Here is an 18,839-nt window from a genome sequence, read left to right on the forward strand (position 1 = left end):
TTCATACAGCTTTACGCAAAAAATGGTTTATGCTATTGTAAAATCAGCATAAACCATTCTTGATAATAACAAATTATATTTTTAGACTTCCATAATAATTGGTAATATCATAGGACGACGACGTGTTTTTTCATATAAATATTTACCCAATGTATCACGAACGCTTGATTTAATCATAGCCCATTCGGTAACATTGTTCGATTCGCATTTATCCAGTGTTTGTCTTACTTTGTTCTTAGCTTCATCCATTAATTGCTCGGATTCCCTCACATAAACAAAACCACGAGATACAATATCGGGACCTGCGACAACACAGCCACCTTGCTTGTCCATTGTAATAACAACAATCAAAATCCCCTCTTGGGAAAGCTGTCGGCGATCTCGTAGTACAATATTACCGACATCGCCAACACCTAGTCCATCAATTAACACAATGCCAGAAGATACTTTTCCTGTAACACTGCCTTTTTCAGAAGTAAACTCTAGTACCTGCCCATTCTCAGCAATGAAAATATGATCTTTTGCCATGCCAAGCTCTTGGGCTAACTTTGAATGCTTAACTAAATGACGATATTCACCATGTACTGGAATGAAAAATTTAGGACGAATTAAATTGTGCATCATTTTTAATTCTTCCTGGCTAGCGTGTCCTGAAACATGAATACCAGAAGTTCTCTCATAAAGCACTTCTGCACCCTGCCGTAATAAATAGTCAATAGTACGAGATACTAACTTTTCATTACCCGGAATTGGCGTGGCAGAAATAATAATGGTGTCACCAGGTACGATATCAACTTTACGATGATCAGACATTGCCATTCTAGTTAATGCTGACATAGGTTCACCTTGACTGCCGGTTGTGATGATAACCACGCCTGATGCTGGATAATTATTAATTTGATCAATATCAATGAGTACACCTTCTGGAATATTAAGATAGCCTAATTCAGATGAAATCGTAACCACATTAATCATACTACGCCCCAAGACTGCTACCTTACGATTATATTTACAGGCAGTATCAATAGCTTGTTGCACGCGATGTACATTGGAAGAAAAACTCGCAATGATGATTCGTCCATTAGCACTATAGAACATCTCATCAAATGTAACGCCAACTGATTTTTCACTCATCGTATATCCTGGGTGCTCAGCATTCGTACTGTCTGCAAGCATAACGAGTACTCCCTGATCACCCAATTCTGCCAATTTATGAAAATCCGTAACCTTACCATCAACTGGCGTTTGGTCAAATTTAAAATCTCCAGTATGTACAATCGTACCAACGGGAGTTTTAATGGAAAGGGCTACAGCATCTGCAATACTGTGACTAATGCGAATAAAACCAATTTTAAAAGGTCCAACTTCAATTTGGTCACCTGCTTTGACAGAAATTAAATTAGTTAATGGAACATTATTTTCTTTTAATCTGCCTTCAAGTATTCCCAATGTTAGCCTTGTACCGTAGACAGGTACGTTAAGTTGCTTCAGAACATATGGTAATGCACCAATATGATCTTCATGGCCATGAGTAAGTATTATCCCCCGTACTAAATCGCGATTTTCTAGTAGATACGATATATCTGGAATCACTAAGTCAATTCCGAGCATATCATCTTCCGGAAACATTAGACCAGCATCAATGACAATAATATCGTCTCCATAACGAACTACAGTCATGTTCTTGCCAATTTCTCCCAATCCGCCTAAAGGGATAATTTGAATTTTTTGTTGTGTTTTTACCAAAAAAAATCACACCTCCAGTTATTTTTATAAAGCAAGAAAAACAAACCATTATTTCTAGGTATTTGCCGTTCATTAGAAAATGAGCTAAAAACCGGCCCGTTCATTCACTTATTGTAATTATAGCTTATTTTAAAGTGCATTTGCAATATACGATGCTTCTTTTGAAGGTATTATATGTAAGATTCTCTTGATAAAAGATAAGAACCTCACCCAAAAAATGAATGAGGTTCTTATCCTTATATACGATTTATTTTATGCAGATAGTTTTTTATTTGTTCTAATTCATTACTTGTCGGTGGTATTAAAGGCAGCCTAAAAGTACCGCCATTTTGCCCAATTAGATTTACGGCTGTTTTTACTGGTATTGGATTGGTTGTAATAAACATCAGTCTAAAAAATGGTATTAACTCGGATTGTATGGCTTGAGCTTTAGCAATATTATTACTAACAAAAGCTGTAATCATTTCTTGCATACGATTTCCTACAATATGAGCTGCCACACTAATAATACCAACGCCACCGACAGATAGAATTGGTAATGTAAGGCTATCATCACCACTGTATACCATAAACTCATTAGGAGTCGTTCGAACAATTTCTGCAACTTGCTCAAGATTTCCGCTGGCTTCTTTAACAGCAACAATGTTTTTAAGTTCTGCTAAACGCGCTATCGTCCCAGGTAAAATATTAGAACTAGTGCGTCCAGGAACATTATATATGATTAGCGGTAAACTAGTACTGTCAGCAATGGTTTTGAAATGTTGATAAAACCCTTCTTGCGGCGGTTTATTGTAGTAGGGACCTACGAGCATAGCGCCATGTACACCTAATTTCTCTGCTTCTTGCGTTAACTTTACGGAAGCCATAGTATCGTTTGAACCAGTACCAGCAATCACGGTAGCTTTATCACCAACAGCATCAAGTACCGTGGAAAATAGTTTGAGCTTTTCCTCTTTATCTAATGTTGCTGATTCACCAGTGCTACCAGCAACTACTAAACCATCTGAACCATTTGCAACTAAATATTTTGCAAGGGTGGCTGCCGCATCATAATTGACGCTAAAATCATCATTAAATGGGGTTACCATGGCTGTTAAAATCCGTCCAAAAGTCTTCATAGTAATCTTTTTCTCCTTATTAACATGATAAATTAAACTTTTCATGTAATGCTGTAACGGCTGATTGTACAAATGATTTCTTTATTAAAACGGAGATTGATGTATGAGAGTCTACTGTTTGTAATATTGGGATGTCATTCAGAGACAGGGCCTCTATAAAACTAGCCATCACACCTGGGACACCATTAATTCCCCCACCTACAACTGAAACTTTAGCACAGTCAAGAGTTGTGTGCACATCGCAACCAAATTCTTGAAGTTGAGCAGTTGCTTTATCTGCAAGATCTTCTGCTATTGTAAACATGATTTGCCCAGGATGAACATTAATCAAATCTACACTGATTCCATTGTCCGCCATAGATTTGAAGATATTAAAGCTTGCAATATTATTTAAAGAATCATGTAAATTAATTTTGATTTGGGCAATATTAGATATAAAGGTTACACCTGTAGCAACACGATCAGCAACATATGTGTCAGCTGTATCTTCGTTAGTAATGCTAGTTATAAGTGTACCAGGTTCATTGGAGAATGTTGACTTTACCACTAGAGGAATATTTTTCTGCATAGCAATTTCTACAGCGCGAGGATGAATAACTTTAGCACCTTGGTGAGCTAATTGACAGACTTCTCCATAGGTAATACAGTCGAGAATTTTTGCTGTACTTACAATTCTAGGATCGGCAGTCATAATACCATCTACATCTGTATAAATCTCTATCAATTCAGCATCGAGAGCAGATCCCAAAGCAGCCGCAGTAGTGTCACTACCTCCACGACCTAATGTAGTAAATTCATCATCAATAGTGATACCTTGAAAACCGCATACTACAGGAATTTTACCCATCTTAATTAAGTTGCATATGCGAGAAGGATCTACTTTTAAAATACGAGCGTTATTGAAATTATTATCAGTTATAATGCCAGCTTGCCCACCTGTAAGCATAATAGCATCAAGTCCAGCGGCTTGTAGTGTGCCAGTCATAATAACGGCGGAGATCATTTCGCCACAGTATAAGATCTGATCAAGTTCGCGGCTAGCTATATCCTTATATGCTTTTCGTGCTAATTCAATAAAAGTATCGGTTGCATAGCATTCTCCTTTGCGTCCCATAGCAGAGACGACAACGACAGGACTCAATTCGTTAGTAACAGCAGCTTTTATTTTTTCTACTACTAACTTTCTAGCCTCAGGAGTTGCAACTGATGTACCACCAAATTTTTGAACTATTATCCCCATTGTTTACACCTCAAATTAAGTTATGCTCAATCATATACTCGGCAATTTGTAAAGCATTTAAAGCAGCACCTTTACGTATTTGATCGCCGACAACCCATAAATTAAGGGCATTTTGAATGGAATTATCTTTTCTAATTCTACCAACAAAGACTTCATTTTGGTTTGAAGTGAATAATGGCATTGGATACAACATTTCTGCAGGATTATCTTGTAAAATGACCCCGGGGAATGCAGCCAAAAGTTCTTTTGCTTGATCAACTGAGACTTCTTTTTCAAATTCTATATTGATTGACTCTGAATGGCTACGATAAATAGGCACTCTTACAGTAGTTGCTGTAATTCCCATTGTATAATCATTGAATATTTTATGTGTTTCATGTACCATTTTCATTTCTTCTTTAGTGTAATCACCTTCCACAAATACATCAATGTGTGGAATGACATTAAAGGCAATCTGGTAATGTTTTGGTAAGCTGGAACTTGGTAAAATATTGGCTTCTACAGGACGATTTTCAACAATCGCTTGCACCTGGTTATCTAATTCATCAATAGCTTCTTTACCAGCACCAGAGACTGCTTGATATGTGGATACCACTACTCGCTTAATTTTTGCCTGATCATATAGTGGTTTTAAAGCCATTGCCATTATAATGGTAGAACAATTTGGATTTGCAATAATTCCTTTATGCTGTTGTATAGCTTCTGGATTCACTTCTGGCACAACTAATGGTACTGCAGGATCCATTCTAAAAGCGCTGGAATTATCAATGACTACTGCACCATATTTTACTGCAGCAGGTGCAAACTTTGTGCTGGCAGATCCACCAGCAAATAGAGCGATGTCTATATTCTTAAAAGAGTCGTCAGTAGCTTCTTCTACAGTGAAATCTTTTCCCATAAAGTTAATAATTTTACCGGCCGACCGTTTGGAGGCAAGCAGTTTTAAATTGTCATATGGGAAATTACGCTCTTCGATTAAATCCAAAAACTCCTGACCAACTGCTCCAGTAGCTCCGAGTATTGCTACATTATATTTTTTCATATATATCGCTCCCTTTTGTTTTCTCATAAGATTCTATATACTGTTATTATATTCATATTTTTTACTATGATTCTTGCTTATAATGCTTAATTTAGTGCAAAAAATGCTATTAATTTAATAATTATTATACTATTATTTGGGGTTATTCATATTTCATAAGCTATATTTTAAGGATACAAGGGATTATTTCAAAATTTCTTCAAGTCCTAAGACGAGACCATTTGCATTAAGTACGTGTTTGCACGCTAGTAAAACTCCTGGCATAAACGACTCTCGTGATATAGAATCATGGCGAATCGTTAAGGTCTGGCCAAGTCCACCAAAAATAACTTCTTGATGAGCTACGTAGCCAGGAAGACGAACGCTATGCATTCTGATACCTGAGAAGTCCCCACCACGTGCGCCAGCGAGCTTTTCAAACTCATCAGGGTGTCCTTGGTGTAAGAAACCGCGCTTTTTAGCTATTAGCTCTGCAGTATGCAAGGCAGTTCCAGATGGTGCGTCAAGTTTTTGATCATGATGTAATTCAATAATTTCCACATGCGGGAAAAATTTGGCGGCATCTTGTGCCAGCTTCATCATTAAGATCGCCCCAATTGAAAAATTCGGAGAAATTAATGCATTTACTTTAGTTTCTATGCATAATTTTCTAATCTCTTCTATATTTTCTTCTGATAAACCAGTAGTTCCCACAACAGGACAGATTCCATTATTAATGGCGATGTGGATATTATTTAATACTACTTCTGGCCTTGTGAAATCAACCATTACTTGTGGTTTTGTTTCGTTAATAACGGTTTGCAAATCATTACCTACGAAAATACCTGTTTTTCCTGCGCCGATTAAATCACCAATATCAGCAAAGTCAGATTTAGTATCCACAGCACCTACGATACTTAATTGAGTATCGTTATGTATGGCTTTGAGTACTTCACGCCCCATTTTACCGTAAGCTCCGCAAACTATCACTTTAATCATCTTGTGCACCTCCTAATAGTAGCAATGTATTCATTCAAAGTGTTGAATGTTAATAATGAAGACAAAAATAATAGCCGATGAGTAAAATCTCATCGGCTGTCAATAGTAGGTAAGACAGTATAAGGATGGTGAGAAAACAAATAAAAATGTTTTCCCACGCCTTAGATAAGATAGCACTCCACTAGAAGATTAATTCTAGTGACAGTCTTACATCTATTAAATGAAAGACCAGCACAAAAGATTTGGCGTCTTTTGCACTTCGGCAAACAACCCTTTTCTTTCAGATCATAAAGACCAATCTCCCTGAAAGTACTCTTGTTGTCTGCACCTCTATTCCATCCCGCGCAGGATGAAGTCTATTGAATTACATACATTGTATACTAGTGCCTATAGGGGTGTCAATATATGAGTGGAGAAAAAATGGTATTTCTCCATTCATATATTTTATTTACTATGATTCTCTACATCTTTAGCACCATTTTGTCGTAGGATTTGTGCTGCAGAACTGACTTTGGTTGTATCCGTGCGGATAATTGCCAGAATACTCCCACCGGCAACTTCTTGTTCATAACGTTGGCTTGCTTCGGCAGGAATACCCCAATCAATCAATCCTCCTGCAATACCACCTGCGATTGCTCCTCCTACAGCAGCAGTAATAGGACCTACTGCGATAATTGGACCAATGCCGGGAAGCATTAAGGCTCCTGCTCCCATAAGTAAGCCACCAATTCCACCTAAAGTACCGCCTGTTAATGTGCCATCAGTAATATCATCATCATAGGTTCCATCTTGATCTTGATTCTTTTGTTTTTTAGAAACAATATTAATTTCTTCAGTAGTAAAGCCTTGTTTTCGTAGCGTGTTCACAGCATTTTCAGCTCTAGCTCTTGATTCAAATACACCAATAACAGTTTGATTGGCTTGTTGTGCATTTGCGGTATTGTTGTTAGCTGGCGGAGCTGCCATAGTAGTAGCACTCGCATTTTCTGCACTATAACTGTTTACTAGTGAACTTTCATTTCCTTCATTCGATACTTGATTATTGGTTTGATTTTTCATGAGTAAAACCTCCTAACATTAAATGCATATCATGCAATTTAACGTTAGTGTCTCCATGATAATCATTAATATGTATTTTCATGACGTTCTCGGCTAAAATTAGTATAAGCATTATTTATATCGACAATAATTACTTCATCGCCAATACGTTTTATTGTTTGCCAAGGAATAGTAGAAGATTTTATATCATTAAAAAAACTAAATAATCCATTTTTTTTGGGAAGTACGATTGTAAGTATTTGTCCTGATTTATGGTCGAATGTTAACTCACATTCTTCAATGATTCCTAAGCGAGCTCCATCACTTAAATTTATAACTTCCTTTCCGGATAGATTGCTTAAACGCATTTTATCACCCCTTATTATTTTTGCAAAAAAGTCTTATAAAGAAAGGTTGAATAATGGATAATAGAATGGCTATGCAGGCTATTGGGTCTATCCACATTTGAAAAAGCAGTATTTTTTGAGGAACATCTAATTTTAAAAAAGATATTAACATCAATAATGATAAATATACACCGCCAGCAACTGCGATGAGCTCCTGAATTGCTAATGATAAAGGGGAACTTTTTACGTCACCTGCATTATCTGTTTGACGAAAATATTTTATTCGTTCCAATAAAGATAAGACTAATAGTAAAGAAAATCCTAGTAAAATGCTCCAGGAATACATGATGAACCTCCCGATGCCTTCTACTTTAATAATATGATCTTAAAGTCAATAATATGTTAAAAAAGTTCTATGGAAAGTATACATAACTTTTCCATAGAACTTTTTTAACATATTATTGACCTGTACTACCGAAACCACCTGTTCTAGTAATAAACAAGTTATTTTCATCATGATCCGCTAATAAATATTTATAAAAAATTCCTTGTGCGATTCTAGTCCCTTTATTTATAGGGATGCTCTGGGAGCTATGATTAAAGATTGCAATGAAGATATGCCCTTCATTGTCACTATTATTGAAATAGTCAGCATCAATGATACCTTGACCATTTACTAAACTTAATTTGTTTTTAATCGATAAGCCTGAACGGATATGTATGCCAAGATATTCATCTGATTGCATATATGCTTTTATTCCTGTCGGTACTAGGGTAATACTAGCTGGGGCTAATAATACATCTTCAGCTGCAGCTATATCATATCCTGCACTATATTGGGTTTTTCTAGTAGGTAATCGCATATCATTCTTTTCATAACTAGAAATAAATTTAAAACCTCTTAATTGCATTGTATATCTCCTCATTTACTGGTCCTAATACTGTAAAAGCAAACCTATCTGGAATCAATAATGTATGTATGATATTGTGTAAATTTTCTAAAGTTACCTTATCAATTTTGGCAACTACTTCATCAAGAGTGATAAATCTTTTTAATGTTAATTCCATTTTACCGATTCTAAACATGCGGCTGCTGGAACTTTCAAGACTTAATAATAAACTCCCTTTTAACTGCTCTTTGGTTTTTGCAAGTTCAACAGCATTAATACCCACGTTTCTTAGTGTATTTATATTATCGATTATTAGTTCTATTACTTGAGAAGTATTACTAGGTCTTGTTCCAGCATAAATAGTAAATAATCCGGCATCACTATAGTTAGTTTGATAAGAATAGATTGAGTAGGCGAGCCCCTGTTCTTCTCTAATTGATTGAAATAAACGTGAACTTATACCACCACCTACTATGGTATTTAATATATGCATGGTATAGATATCCGGCGATGTTTGAGGTACACTGGTAGTTCCAAGACAAATATGTACTTGCTCAATATTTTTAGATTGTATAATTTGGGCAGGTATTAGGTTTGGCGCAGTAGAACTCAGAGACTTTCTTTGGCCAATCATATTGCCAAAATAGTACTCTACTAAGGCTTCAAGTCGTTCATGGCTTAAATTTCCAGCTCCGGCAATAACAATATTATCAGGAGTATAAAAACTTTGATAGTATTCTAGAATTATATTCTTATTAAAGCTTTCAACAGATGGAGTGGTTCCAATAATGTTATGTCCTAAGGCATGCTCGGCCCAAACATTATTATGATGTAGATCGTGGACTAATTCATCAGGTGTATCTTCATACATGCAAATTTCTTCTAGTACGACTTCTTTTTCATGCTTGATATCTTCTTCGGTAAAAATGGATGATCGCAGCATATCACTGAGGATCGCAAGAGCTAATTCTAGATGAGTATCAAGGACTTTTATATAGTAACAAGTATGTTCTTTAGTAGTGAATGCATTGATTTGCCCTCCTACCCCATCGACTGTCTCGGCTATATCCTTGGCAGAACGATTTTCAGTTCCTTTGAAAACCATATGTTCAATAAAGTGAGAAATCCCATGATTGTATTTTTTTTCAAAACGTGAGCCAGTGCCTATCCATATTCCTAGAGTAACGGATTTGACATAAGGAATAGTTTCTGATACGACTCGAATACCATTTGATAATAATGATTTACAATACATATAATACTCCTTTAACTCAATATATAATTAACTTCCGGCTGTAATCGAATAATTCCTGCACGATTCTTAGAATTTGCGAGAAAATCACTAGAGAATAAAAGGACTAGTACTCAGATAAAGTTTAAATACTATCTGAATACTAGTTACAATTTAATCATTTTTTTATTCAATTCTAGGAAGCATCATCTTAGAGCAGTTTGTACATAAGAATTAATAAAAAATATCATTTTTTAATTCTTATTAAAATAATTTGCAATTCCTGTAAAAATCCCCTGTGCTAATTTATTACGATAAGAATCACTGTTTAGTTGAGCTGCTTCTTCTTTATTGGATACGAATCCCATTTCAACTAAAGTACTTGGCATAGAAGTGTTACGTAGAACGTGGAAATTAGCAGAAGATGTTCCTTTATCAATTGCACCAGTTTGCACGACCATAGCATTTTCCACAGCAGATGCCAGTGTAGATGATTTTCCCGTAGGGTAGAAAGTCATGGCACCTTTAATATTAGGATCAGAATTAGAATTGGAATGGATGCTGACGAATACATCTGCTTGGTTAGAGTTAGCCAGAGAAACTCTAGCCTCCAGCTCTTTACTCAAAGAGCTGCCTTCAGGCGCAACTGTCCGATCCGTTTCACGAGTCATGATTACTTTAGCACCAGCTTGTACTAATTTATCACGTAATTTTAAGGCTACGGATAAATTGTTATCAGCTTCTTTCGTATTATTGGCGACTGCCCCAGGGTTACTACCACCATGTCCAGGGTCGACTACAATAATCTTATTTTTTAAAGCCGTATTACTATTTGTTGGTGGTAAGGGTTTTACATTAACAGGATTATTCTTCGATGGACTGGATGTACTGCTGCTACCACCAAAAATATTGAATACTGGTCCCAGAATCTTATTAAACACTAAATCGAATATTTGCTGGAAAAATCCATTACCTGTTTGCGTACTGCTTGTCTCTAAGGTATTAGCTGCAAGAGTATTAACCACAGAATCAAAGGAGGCAGCATGTGTTGTTGGAATCGGTACTATTATGCTAATTAAAAGTAAGCATAAAATACTATAAGTTAATAATTTATTTTTATGCACTCTAATACCTCCATAAAGTAAGTTATTTTTTCGAAAATACATTTCTTAATACGTTCCAAGCATTAGGATCTTCTTCCCCTAGTTTCCACATTGCAGCACCAGCGATGTCATACTTGGTAACCAAATCAATTTTATATTTAAGACTTTCGCTATTTTCAAACCAAACTTGGTGCTTTATTCCATTTGAATCCGTGTAATCAAAATGAGGAGATTTAGAAGAAGTATCCCATACAGCAGAACGATTAAAATCTTGCATCAGTTTTGTGATAGCCTTATGTTCTAGGCTTTCTACACCCTTACTGGACCAGTCATAACCGTAAGCTGCTAGTCCAATATACAGTTTATTTTTAGGGATAAATTTCAATGCATATTTTAGATTCTTTTCTACCCAATCGACATCAGCGATTGGTCCAGCATCACTCCAAGTACCATGATTATCATAAGTCATAAGAATGATCTTATCGGCATACTTGGCTAATTGTGCATAATCATATGCAATTGATACATCGTTTGATTCATCTTGTTTAGGGAATACGTCAATTGATATAATGTATCCCTGAGGTTTAAGACGTGCCGAGAGTTCTTGCATAAAAGTAGATAGGTTCTCTCGATCTTGGGCATCAACCATTTCGAAGTCCACATTTATACCGTCCAGCTTATATTTTTTTATATAAGATTCTAAACTATTTATAGCTTTTTCTCGTAATGAAGGAGTAGCTAAAATCTTATGAATGGGTGATTGACTGTCTTGTTGTTTAGCATTATTTACTAATAGCAATACAGATACATTATTTTTATGAGCAAAATCAATTACAGACTCATGGTCATTACCACCACGATCTGTAAGTGTACCATCTTCTTCTAAAGTAGCCCAAAAAGGAGCAATCGTTTTAATTACGTCGGTATTCTTATACAGGGAATTAAAAGAAGCGGTATCAGTTGCCCACCATTCAGCGTAAAAGCCGATCAGTTCTTTGGGAGAGCTAGTATTTATTCCTGAAGGGAATTTAATCTTTTTTTGGATATCTTGTGGAAGAGTCAGTATATCCCCAAAAAAATTTCCCATTATACCAAGCAGCATGTCCACTAAGCCATTCCCGGAGGGCGCTTCCTTAGGAGTGGTAGAGTTAGCAGTAATCGCCGATTGTAACATATCAGTAAAGGAAGATGCATATGCTGATGATGTTATAGGGAGCATAAATGTAAATGCCATCATAAAAATGAGAAGCCATGAGATGGATCGATTATATTTTTTCATGTATCAACCTCCAAGAAGTATTACAATATGAAGTTGTTCATAGTTATGTAAACATGATAACACAAATAAAAGTAGGTAGCAATAACAAAAACAGGCAATTATATGCCTGTTTTATTATTTAATGATATCAGATACTGTTGATATCGTATAACCTTTTCCTTGAATTTGCTGAATTAACTCTGATAAAGCTTTGCTTGTAACTTCTGTAGGATGGATAAGAATAATTGCTCCATTATGTAGCTTTTTCATAACTCTATTAATGATAATTTCCGTTGGAGGACGCTGCCAGTCAATGGTGTCAATACTCCACATAATGGTTGTATATCCAAGTTCGTTGGCTGCTGATAATACAGTATCATTATATTCACCATAGGGTGGCGCATATAGTGATGTTTTTATAGTGGTAAGCTCTTTCACCAGTTCTTCAGTCCGCAATATTTGTTCTTTATTTTTCTCTTTACTGATAGTGTTCGGGTGTGGATGACTGTAAGTATGATTACCTAATTCATGTCCTTGAGTTGCTAGTTCTGTAACTATAGCAGGGAATCGTTTTCCCCAGCTACCACCGATAAAAAATGTTATTTTTATATTATTTTCATTAAGGGTGCTTAGCATAGCAGGCAGATATTCTTCACCCCAAAAAACATTGCAGGCAAAAGCAACTTTCGGTGTCGCCGAGTTACCATGAAAGATAGGAACTGGCTTATTTACAGGTTGTGTATTATTAAAAATGGGTTGCAATAATCCTGACAAAATAATAATGGCAAAAAAAACTCCAGCAGAAAACAGCACATACCATTGTTGAATTCGAATAACAAAACACCATTTCAAAGGGAATCACCTCTAACTTCATACTATTCTTTATTTAATCTATTAATTAAGAAGTGATTTTATGAAACAAAAAAACATAAACCAAGTGGTTTATGTTTAAAAAATTTTATTTATATTATTCTTTTTTTTCAGATTCCACAGGTAAAAGCTCTTTACGTGAAAGGTTAATACGTCCTTGGCGATCCACTTCTGTAACTTTAACTAGAATTTCGTCTCCAACTTTTACAACATCTTCTACCTTTTCCACTCGTTCACGAGCTAATTGAGAGATGTGGACAAGTCCTTCTTTACCTGGGAGAATCTCGACAAAAGCACCAAAATTCATTAAACGTGTAACTTTGCCCGTATAAGAGCTGCCTACTTCTACTTCTCTAACCAGCGTTTCAATGATTTTTACAGCTTTTTGTCCTGCTTCCATATCTACAGCAGCAATAAATACTTTCCCGTCATCTTCAATGTCAATTTTAACACCAGTTTCTTCGATAATTTTTTTAATTGTTTTACCACCAGGTCCAATTACATCTCGAATCTTATCTGGATGAATTTCCATTGTAATAATACGAGGCGCAAAAGGCGACAACTCAGCCCTAGGTTCCTGAATCACTTCTACAATTTTACTCATGATGTGCATTCTGCCGCGATGAGCTTGAGAAAGCGCTGCAGATAAGATTTCTTCTGTAATACCAGCAATTTTAATATCCATTTGAATGGCTGTAATGCCAGATGTTGTACCAGCAACTTTAAAATCCATGTCGCCTAATGCATCTTCTAAGCCCTGGATATCAGTTAGTATAGAAAAATCTTCTCCCTCTTTAACTAAACCCATAGCAACTCCAGATACTGGGCGTTTAATCGGTACACCTGCATCAAGAAGAGATAAGGTACTGCCGCAGACACTAGCCATGGAACTAGAACCATTTGATTCTAAAATTTCCGAAACCAAGCGAATTGTATAAGGAAATTCAATTTCTGAAGGAATAACTGGAACTAATGCACGCTCTGCTAAGGCACCATGACCAATTTCTCTTCGTCCTGGTCCTCTTGATGGTCTTGTTTCACCAACGCTAAATGATGGGAAATTATAATGATGCATATAACGTTTCGATTCTTCGACACCTAAGCCATCAAGTATTTGTTCGTCTCCCATTGCACCAAGAGTTGTGATCGTCAATGCTTGGGTTTGTCCACGAGTAAATAAGGCAGAACCATGTGTACGTGCTAACAAACCAATGTCACAACTAATAGGTCGTACTTCTTCTAATTGACGACCATCTGGACGTATTTTATCAACAGTTATCATTCTACGAACTGCTTCTTTAATAATTTTTTGCATCATATTTTGAATGTCTTTACCATTATCAGGATATATAGCCTCGAAATGTTCTGCAACTTGCTTCTTAGCTTGTTTTATATTTTCTTCTCGGGTTAATTTATCAGAATTTCTAACTGCCGTTGTAAGTTTTTCTGTAGCATAATCACGTATGGCACTACTGATCTCAGCAGGTATTTCATATAGTTTTATTTCACGTTTAGGTTTACCAATTTCAACAATCATTTTTTCTTGGATAGCAATTAGATTACGAATGATGTCATGTCCAAAGCTAATTGCTTGTAAGATAGTATCTTCGCTTAATTCGTTAGCATTGGCTTCTACCATAAGTACAGCATCTTTTGTACCTGCGACGACTAAATTAAGTTCACTTAATTTTTGCTGCTCAACAGTTGGATTCGTAATGAATTCATTATTAATCAAACCAACTCTGACGCCGCCAATTGGTCCGTTAAATGGAATATCTGAAATTGATAAAGCACATGATGCGCCGATCATCGCAGGTATTTCTGGTGAATTATCCTGGTCGACTGATAATACGGTCGCTACGATTTGTACATCATTGCGAAAACCGCTAGCAAATAATGGTCGAATGGGTCTATCGATCAAACGGCTTGCAAGAATAGAGGATTCACTGGGACGTCCCTCACGTTTAATAAAGCCACCCGGAATTTTACCTACCGAATATAATTTTTCTTCATAATCAACTGTCAGTGGGAAAAAATCAATACCATCCCTTGGTTCTGCTGATGCTGTAGCAGTTACTAATACTGCAGTATCTCCATATCTGACGAACACTGATCCACCAGCTTGTTTGGCCATTCTGCCTGATTCTATAATCAGGGGTCTATCTCCAAGTTGCATTTCGATTTTATACATATATGGCATTCCTCCTCTGTAACCCTTACTCTCTCTACCAAAGATTAACACTTCGACATTTTTTTTAGTATTTCCTTTATTATTAACAGTTAATCTATAAAAAAATACTTCTTGCAATAAAAAGAAAAGACTTGGCTTGTGCCAAGTCCCCACTTGTTACTTTCTAAGATTCAATTTCTCAAGAATAGAACGATAACGCTCGATATCGTTGTTGCGTACATAGTTCAATAATCCTCTACGCTGACCAACCATTTTTAAAAGACCGCGTCTAGAATGATGGTCTTTTTTATGCTCTTTTAAATGATTTGTTAAGTAGTTGATACGTTCAGTTAAAATAGCTATTTGCACTTCTGGTGATCCAGTATCAGCTTCATGCGTACGGTATTTTTCAATCAGAGATTGTTTTAATTCTGGTGTTAACAAAATGGGCACCTCCTTTTTATAAATGATCCCCATTAGCCAAGACAATCGTTGGAGAATCGAATATCCTCGCTATGGTTACTTTCAATGAAGACTTTCGTCAATCATCAACAAAATATAGTTTATCATAAATCAATGCAATTGTAAATAATAAGTACTATTTTCCCTGAGAAGTTTGATAATATTTTTGGGCAGCCATGATGTCTTTTGCGATTTGTGATTTAAGTTCTTCAGAATTGGAGAAGGTTTGTTCATTTCGAATATGATTCAAGAATCTTACGGTAACAGCTTCTCCATATAAATCTCCAGAAAAATCCAGAATGTGAACTTCAATACGACGTCCTATATCATGAAAGGTAGGATTCGTGCCAACATTGGCGATCCCATTATATTGATTATCTTGGATAATAAGTTCAACAGCATATACCCCATTCTGAGGGACAGCAAGGTCTGAGGCAATTCCTAGATTAATTGTTGGATAGCCTAATAAGCGACCTCGCTTAGCACCGTGGATGACCCTACCCTTTAGCGTTACTGGTCTACCTAAAAGAGTTGCTGCCTGGTCCACTTGACCTGCTGTAATCATTTGGCGAATTAATGTACTGCTAACCATAACATCATCTACGTATACTGTGGGGTTAATTTCTGTTGTGAACCCATATTGTAGCCCGGATTTTTGTAAAAGTTCAGGAGTACCACAACGCTTATATCCAAAAAAATAGTTTGGACCGATTAGAATATGCTTTGGATTTAATTGGTCTAATAATAAACGAATAAATTGAGATGCTGATAATTTCAGAAACTCTGCAGTAAAAGGGATATTTAATAAAATATCTACACCCAATTTTTCAATTAATTCAACTTTATCATCTTGAGTAATGATTTGTAAAGGACATCTTTCAGGAGCAATAATGGATAAAGGATGATTACTAAAAGTGAAAACGACACTTGTTCCATCTAGTTGCTTGGCTGACTCTACAGAACGAGAAATTACTTTTTGATGACCAATATGTACGCCGTCAAAAGTTCCTAAGGCGACTGTAATTCTAGGATACTGATCTTTTAAAGTTGTCAGTTGATTTAATACTTCCATATATTCCACCACACAATAACAATAATATCAGAAAATCTATCTATGGAACTCGATTAGAAAGCTCTTTAGATAGATTTCATTTTGATTATTCTAATTTGATTACTTTTATTGGCGTAATCACTGCAGCATCAGTATTTATTTGCCCGATTCCAATAAATGAATGTTCTTGATTATATATTCGCAAGAATGTTTGTTTAGAAACAGTAAGAGTAGAATTTACAATACTTTGGCCATATTGAAATGCCTGTGCTATTTCTGGAGTCAATATTACCTTAGGCATATATCCAAGAGCATAATCTAGAGGTAGAAGAGCAATGGGGGAATTGCTTTCAATTTCTTGTAATGTAAAAGAATTCTCTAAAGAAAAATCTCCTACACGAGTACGCACTAGAAAAGACATAACCACAGGACAATTTATTTTTTGTCCTATATCAGAACATAAAGATCGAATATATGTTCCTTTGGAGCAGGTTACATCAAATAGGATGCGTGTGTCATCTATATGTAATAAAGTTATATTATGAATCGTAATAATGCGTGGCTGGCGTTCTACTGTTATACCGGCCCTTGCTAATTCATATAATTTTTTTCCTTGTATTTTTATAGCTGAGTACATAGGAGGAATTTGTTCAATCGTACCAATAAATGATGATAATACCTTTTCAATTTCTGATTTAACAGGCATAGCGCAAACAGCATTATTTAGAATCGTACCAGTATCATCACCAGTATCCGTTTCATAGCCAATAGTGAGTTCAACACGGTAACTTTTATCAGTATCTGTCATATACTCAAGTAATCGTGTAGCTAATCCTAATGCAACTGGCAGAACACCCGACGCTGCGGGATCTAAAGTACCAGCATGACCTACACGCTTTAGATGATAGGTTCTGCGAATGAAAGAAACAACATCGTGTGAGGTCATGCCAGGTGGTTTTAGAACGTTTATCAAACCACTAGTCATAGCAGTGTCTCTGCTAATTGTTTTATGGCAGAATCAAGGACTCTTTTCTTAACGTCTTCAATTTTACCTATGATAGCACAACCAGCTGCACGTATATGTCCACCACCGCCAAAGGAAAATGCTAGGCGACTTACATCTACTGTTTTTGAACGGAAACTAATTCTGATAGTACCTTCATTCATGATTTTAAACATGATAGCAATTTCAACACCTTCAATAATCCGAGGATAATTGATAAAGCCTTCAGTACTATCCAAATTATCAAGAGTATCTGGTGATACAGTTATCGTAGCAATTTTACCATGATGATGCAGTTCAAGAGTTTCTAATACTTTTGCTAAAGTTAAAATACTTTCGAGTGGCTTGGTTTCCATATATTCTGATATAGAATTTGGATTAGCTCCGTATTCCATCAAATCAGCAGCATAACGCATGGTTTGCACTGATGTATTCGCATAACGGAAAAAACCACAGTCAGTAGCTATAGCAGTGTACAAACAGGTTGCTATTGTAGGAGTCATTTTTGCATTTAATAAGTATAGCAATTCTAAAATGATTTCTCCAGTTGCTGCTGATTGACTATTGATATACCAAAAGTCAGCAAACTTAGTATTAGAAATATGATGATCAATATTTAAGATGGGGGCATTTACATGCTCGTTCACTTTACCAATACGTTCAATATCACTTGCATCAAGTACTACTAATAAATCAGCACTAATTACTTTAGTTGTTGGTTTACCAATCGTTTCATAGCCAGGAAGAAAATTATATAATGCAGGTACTTCATCATCAAGCACCATTTTTACACTCTTTCCTCGTGCGGTAAGATATTCATTTAGCGCCAACATAGATCCCAAACAGTCACCATCTGGATGAACATGAGCAGTAATAATAATAGTGCTGCTATTTTGTAAAAGTTCAGCAATCTGCTTAAGTGAAAAATCCATAATTTATTGATTGCCCTCTTCCTGCTTGATTTTAATTAATAATTCTTGAATATGAGCGCTATAATCTAAGGACTCATCAAGGTGCAACGATAATTCAGGAGTGATTCTCATTCTAATACGCTTACCAATTTCGCTGCGCATGTAACCTAAAGAACTTTGCAATCCTTTCCAAGTATCAGCTTTTTGCTCATCACTGCCCATTAAGCTAACATAGATCTTTGCACTACGCAAATCACCAGTTGCCTCAACTTGAGTAATAGTCGCAAAACCGACGCGTGGATCTTTTAATTCGGTTAAAATAATTTTACTGATTTCTTGCTTTATAAACTCCTGAACTTTTTCAACTCGGAGCTGGCTCAT

At 36.0% G+C, this 18,839-nt stretch carries 19 protein-coding genes and 1 riboswitch; all 19 genes read right to left on the reverse strand.

The window, feature by feature from the left end; genetic code table 11:
• Positions 1-81: 81 nt before the first annotated feature.
• The 19 genes from JBW_RS11475 to rbfA all read right to left on the reverse strand — a co-directional run bounded on the left by JBW_RS11475 (position 82) and on the right by rbfA (position 18,839).
• Positions 82-1,746: a ribonuclease J gene (locus JBW_RS11475; protein ID WP_007956434.1), complete on the reverse strand. Its 1,665-nt coding sequence runs from the start codon at positions 1,744-1,746 to the stop codon at positions 82-84.
• A gap of 236 nt (positions 1,747-1,982) precedes the next feature.
• A complete protein-coding gene (gene dapA, locus JBW_RS11480) occupies positions 1,983-2,864 on the reverse strand; it encodes a 4-hydroxy-tetrahydrodipicolinate synthase (RefSeq protein WP_007956431.1) in 882 nt (293 codons plus the stop codon).
• A gap of 19 nt (positions 2,865-2,883) precedes the next feature.
• Positions 2,884-4,104, reverse strand: a complete 1,221-nt coding sequence (dapG, locus tag JBW_RS11485) for an aspartate kinase (RefSeq protein WP_007956430.1) — start codon at positions 4,102-4,104, stop codon at positions 2,884-2,886.
• A gap of 10 nt (positions 4,105-4,114) precedes the next feature.
• Positions 4,115-5,146, reverse strand: coding sequence for an aspartate-semialdehyde dehydrogenase (locus JBW_RS11490; RefSeq protein WP_007956427.1), 1,032 nt, complete (start codon positions 5,144-5,146; stop codon positions 4,115-4,117).
• Between the two features lie 183 nt (positions 5,147-5,329).
• Positions 5,330-6,124 carry a 4-hydroxy-tetrahydrodipicolinate reductase gene (gene dapB / locus JBW_RS11495; protein WP_007956425.1) on the reverse strand — a complete coding sequence of 265 codons (795 nt, stop codon included), beginning with the start codon at positions 6,122-6,124 and terminating at the stop codon, positions 5,330-5,332.
• Positions 6,125-6,287: 163 nt separating this feature from the next.
• Positions 6,288-6,465, reverse strand: a riboswitch (Lysine riboswitch).
• Positions 6,466-6,568: 103 nt separating this feature from the next.
• Positions 6,569-7,183 (reverse strand): general stress protein, encoded by a 615-nt coding sequence (locus tag JBW_RS11500; RefSeq protein ID WP_007956423.1) that lies wholly within the window; start codon positions 7,181-7,183, stop codon positions 6,569-6,571.
• A 65-nt stretch (positions 7,184-7,248) separates the two neighbouring features.
• Entirely contained in the window at positions 7,249-7,530 is a 282-nt protein-coding gene (locus JBW_RS11505) for a YlmC/YmxH family sporulation protein (protein WP_007956413.1), read from the reverse strand.
• A 4-nt stretch (positions 7,531-7,534) separates the two neighbouring features.
• Complete coding sequence (locus JBW_RS11510) at positions 7,535-7,855, reverse strand: hypothetical protein (RefSeq protein ID WP_007956412.1); 321 nt, start codon at positions 7,853-7,855, stop codon at positions 7,535-7,537.
• A gap of 112 nt (positions 7,856-7,967) precedes the next feature.
• Positions 7,968-8,420 (reverse strand): dUTP diphosphatase, encoded by a 453-nt coding sequence (gene dut / locus JBW_RS11515; RefSeq protein WP_007956411.1) that lies wholly within the window; start codon positions 8,418-8,420, stop codon positions 7,968-7,970.
• Positions 8,401-9,654, reverse strand: a complete 1,254-nt coding sequence (locus JBW_RS11520) for a M16 family metallopeptidase (protein WP_007956410.1) — start codon at positions 9,652-9,654, stop codon at positions 8,401-8,403. The genes dut and JBW_RS11520 overlap by 20 nt, the downstream gene beginning before the upstream one ends.
• 230 nt (positions 9,655-9,884) lie before the next feature.
• Entirely contained in the window at positions 9,885-10,754 is an 870-nt protein-coding gene (locus JBW_RS11525; protein WP_007956409.1) for an N-acetylmuramoyl-L-alanine amidase family protein, read from the reverse strand.
• 22 nt (positions 10,755-10,776) lie between these two features.
• Positions 10,777-12,012 carry a glycosyl hydrolase family 18 protein gene (locus JBW_RS11530; RefSeq protein WP_007956408.1) on the reverse strand — a complete coding sequence of 412 codons (1,236 nt, stop codon included), beginning with the start codon at positions 12,010-12,012 and terminating at the stop codon, positions 10,777-10,779.
• Positions 12,013-12,126: 114 nt separating this feature from the next.
• A complete protein-coding gene (locus tag JBW_RS11535; RefSeq protein WP_007956407.1) occupies positions 12,127-12,843 on the reverse strand; it encodes a polysaccharide deacetylase family protein in 717 nt (238 codons plus the stop codon).
• 115 nt (positions 12,844-12,958) lie between these two features.
• Positions 12,959-15,052 carry a polyribonucleotide nucleotidyltransferase gene (locus JBW_RS11540; RefSeq protein ID WP_007956406.1) on the reverse strand — a complete coding sequence of 698 codons (2,094 nt, stop codon included), beginning with the start codon at positions 15,050-15,052 and terminating at the stop codon, positions 12,959-12,961.
• Positions 15,053-15,208: 156 nt separating this feature from the next.
• Complete coding sequence (gene rpsO, locus JBW_RS11545) at positions 15,209-15,475, reverse strand: 30S ribosomal protein S15 (RefSeq protein WP_007934234.1); 267 nt, start codon at positions 15,473-15,475, stop codon at positions 15,209-15,211.
• A gap of 154 nt (positions 15,476-15,629) precedes the next feature.
• A complete protein-coding gene (locus JBW_RS11550; protein ID WP_007956405.1) occupies positions 15,630-16,565 on the reverse strand; it encodes a bifunctional riboflavin kinase/FAD synthetase in 936 nt (311 codons plus the stop codon).
• Positions 16,566-16,650: 85 nt separating this feature from the next.
• Positions 16,651-17,529 carry a tRNA pseudouridine(55) synthase TruB gene (gene truB / locus JBW_RS11555; protein WP_007956398.1) on the reverse strand — a complete coding sequence of 293 codons (879 nt, stop codon included), beginning with the start codon at positions 17,527-17,529 and terminating at the stop codon, positions 16,651-16,653.
• Positions 17,526-18,479: a DHH family phosphoesterase gene (locus tag JBW_RS11560; protein ID WP_007956397.1), complete on the reverse strand. Its 954-nt coding sequence runs from the start codon at positions 18,477-18,479 to the stop codon at positions 17,526-17,528. The genes truB and JBW_RS11560 overlap by 4 nt, the downstream gene beginning before the upstream one ends.
• Before the next feature lie 3 nt (positions 18,480-18,482).
• Positions 18,483-18,839: a 30S ribosome-binding factor RbfA gene (gene rbfA, locus JBW_RS11565; RefSeq protein WP_007934215.1), complete on the reverse strand. Its 357-nt coding sequence runs from the start codon at positions 18,837-18,839 to the stop codon at positions 18,483-18,485.

Source organism: Pelosinus fermentans JBW45, assembly GCF_000271665.2.
Lineage (GTDB): Bacteria > Bacillota > Negativicutes > DSM-13327 > DSM-13327 > Pelosinus > Pelosinus baikalensis.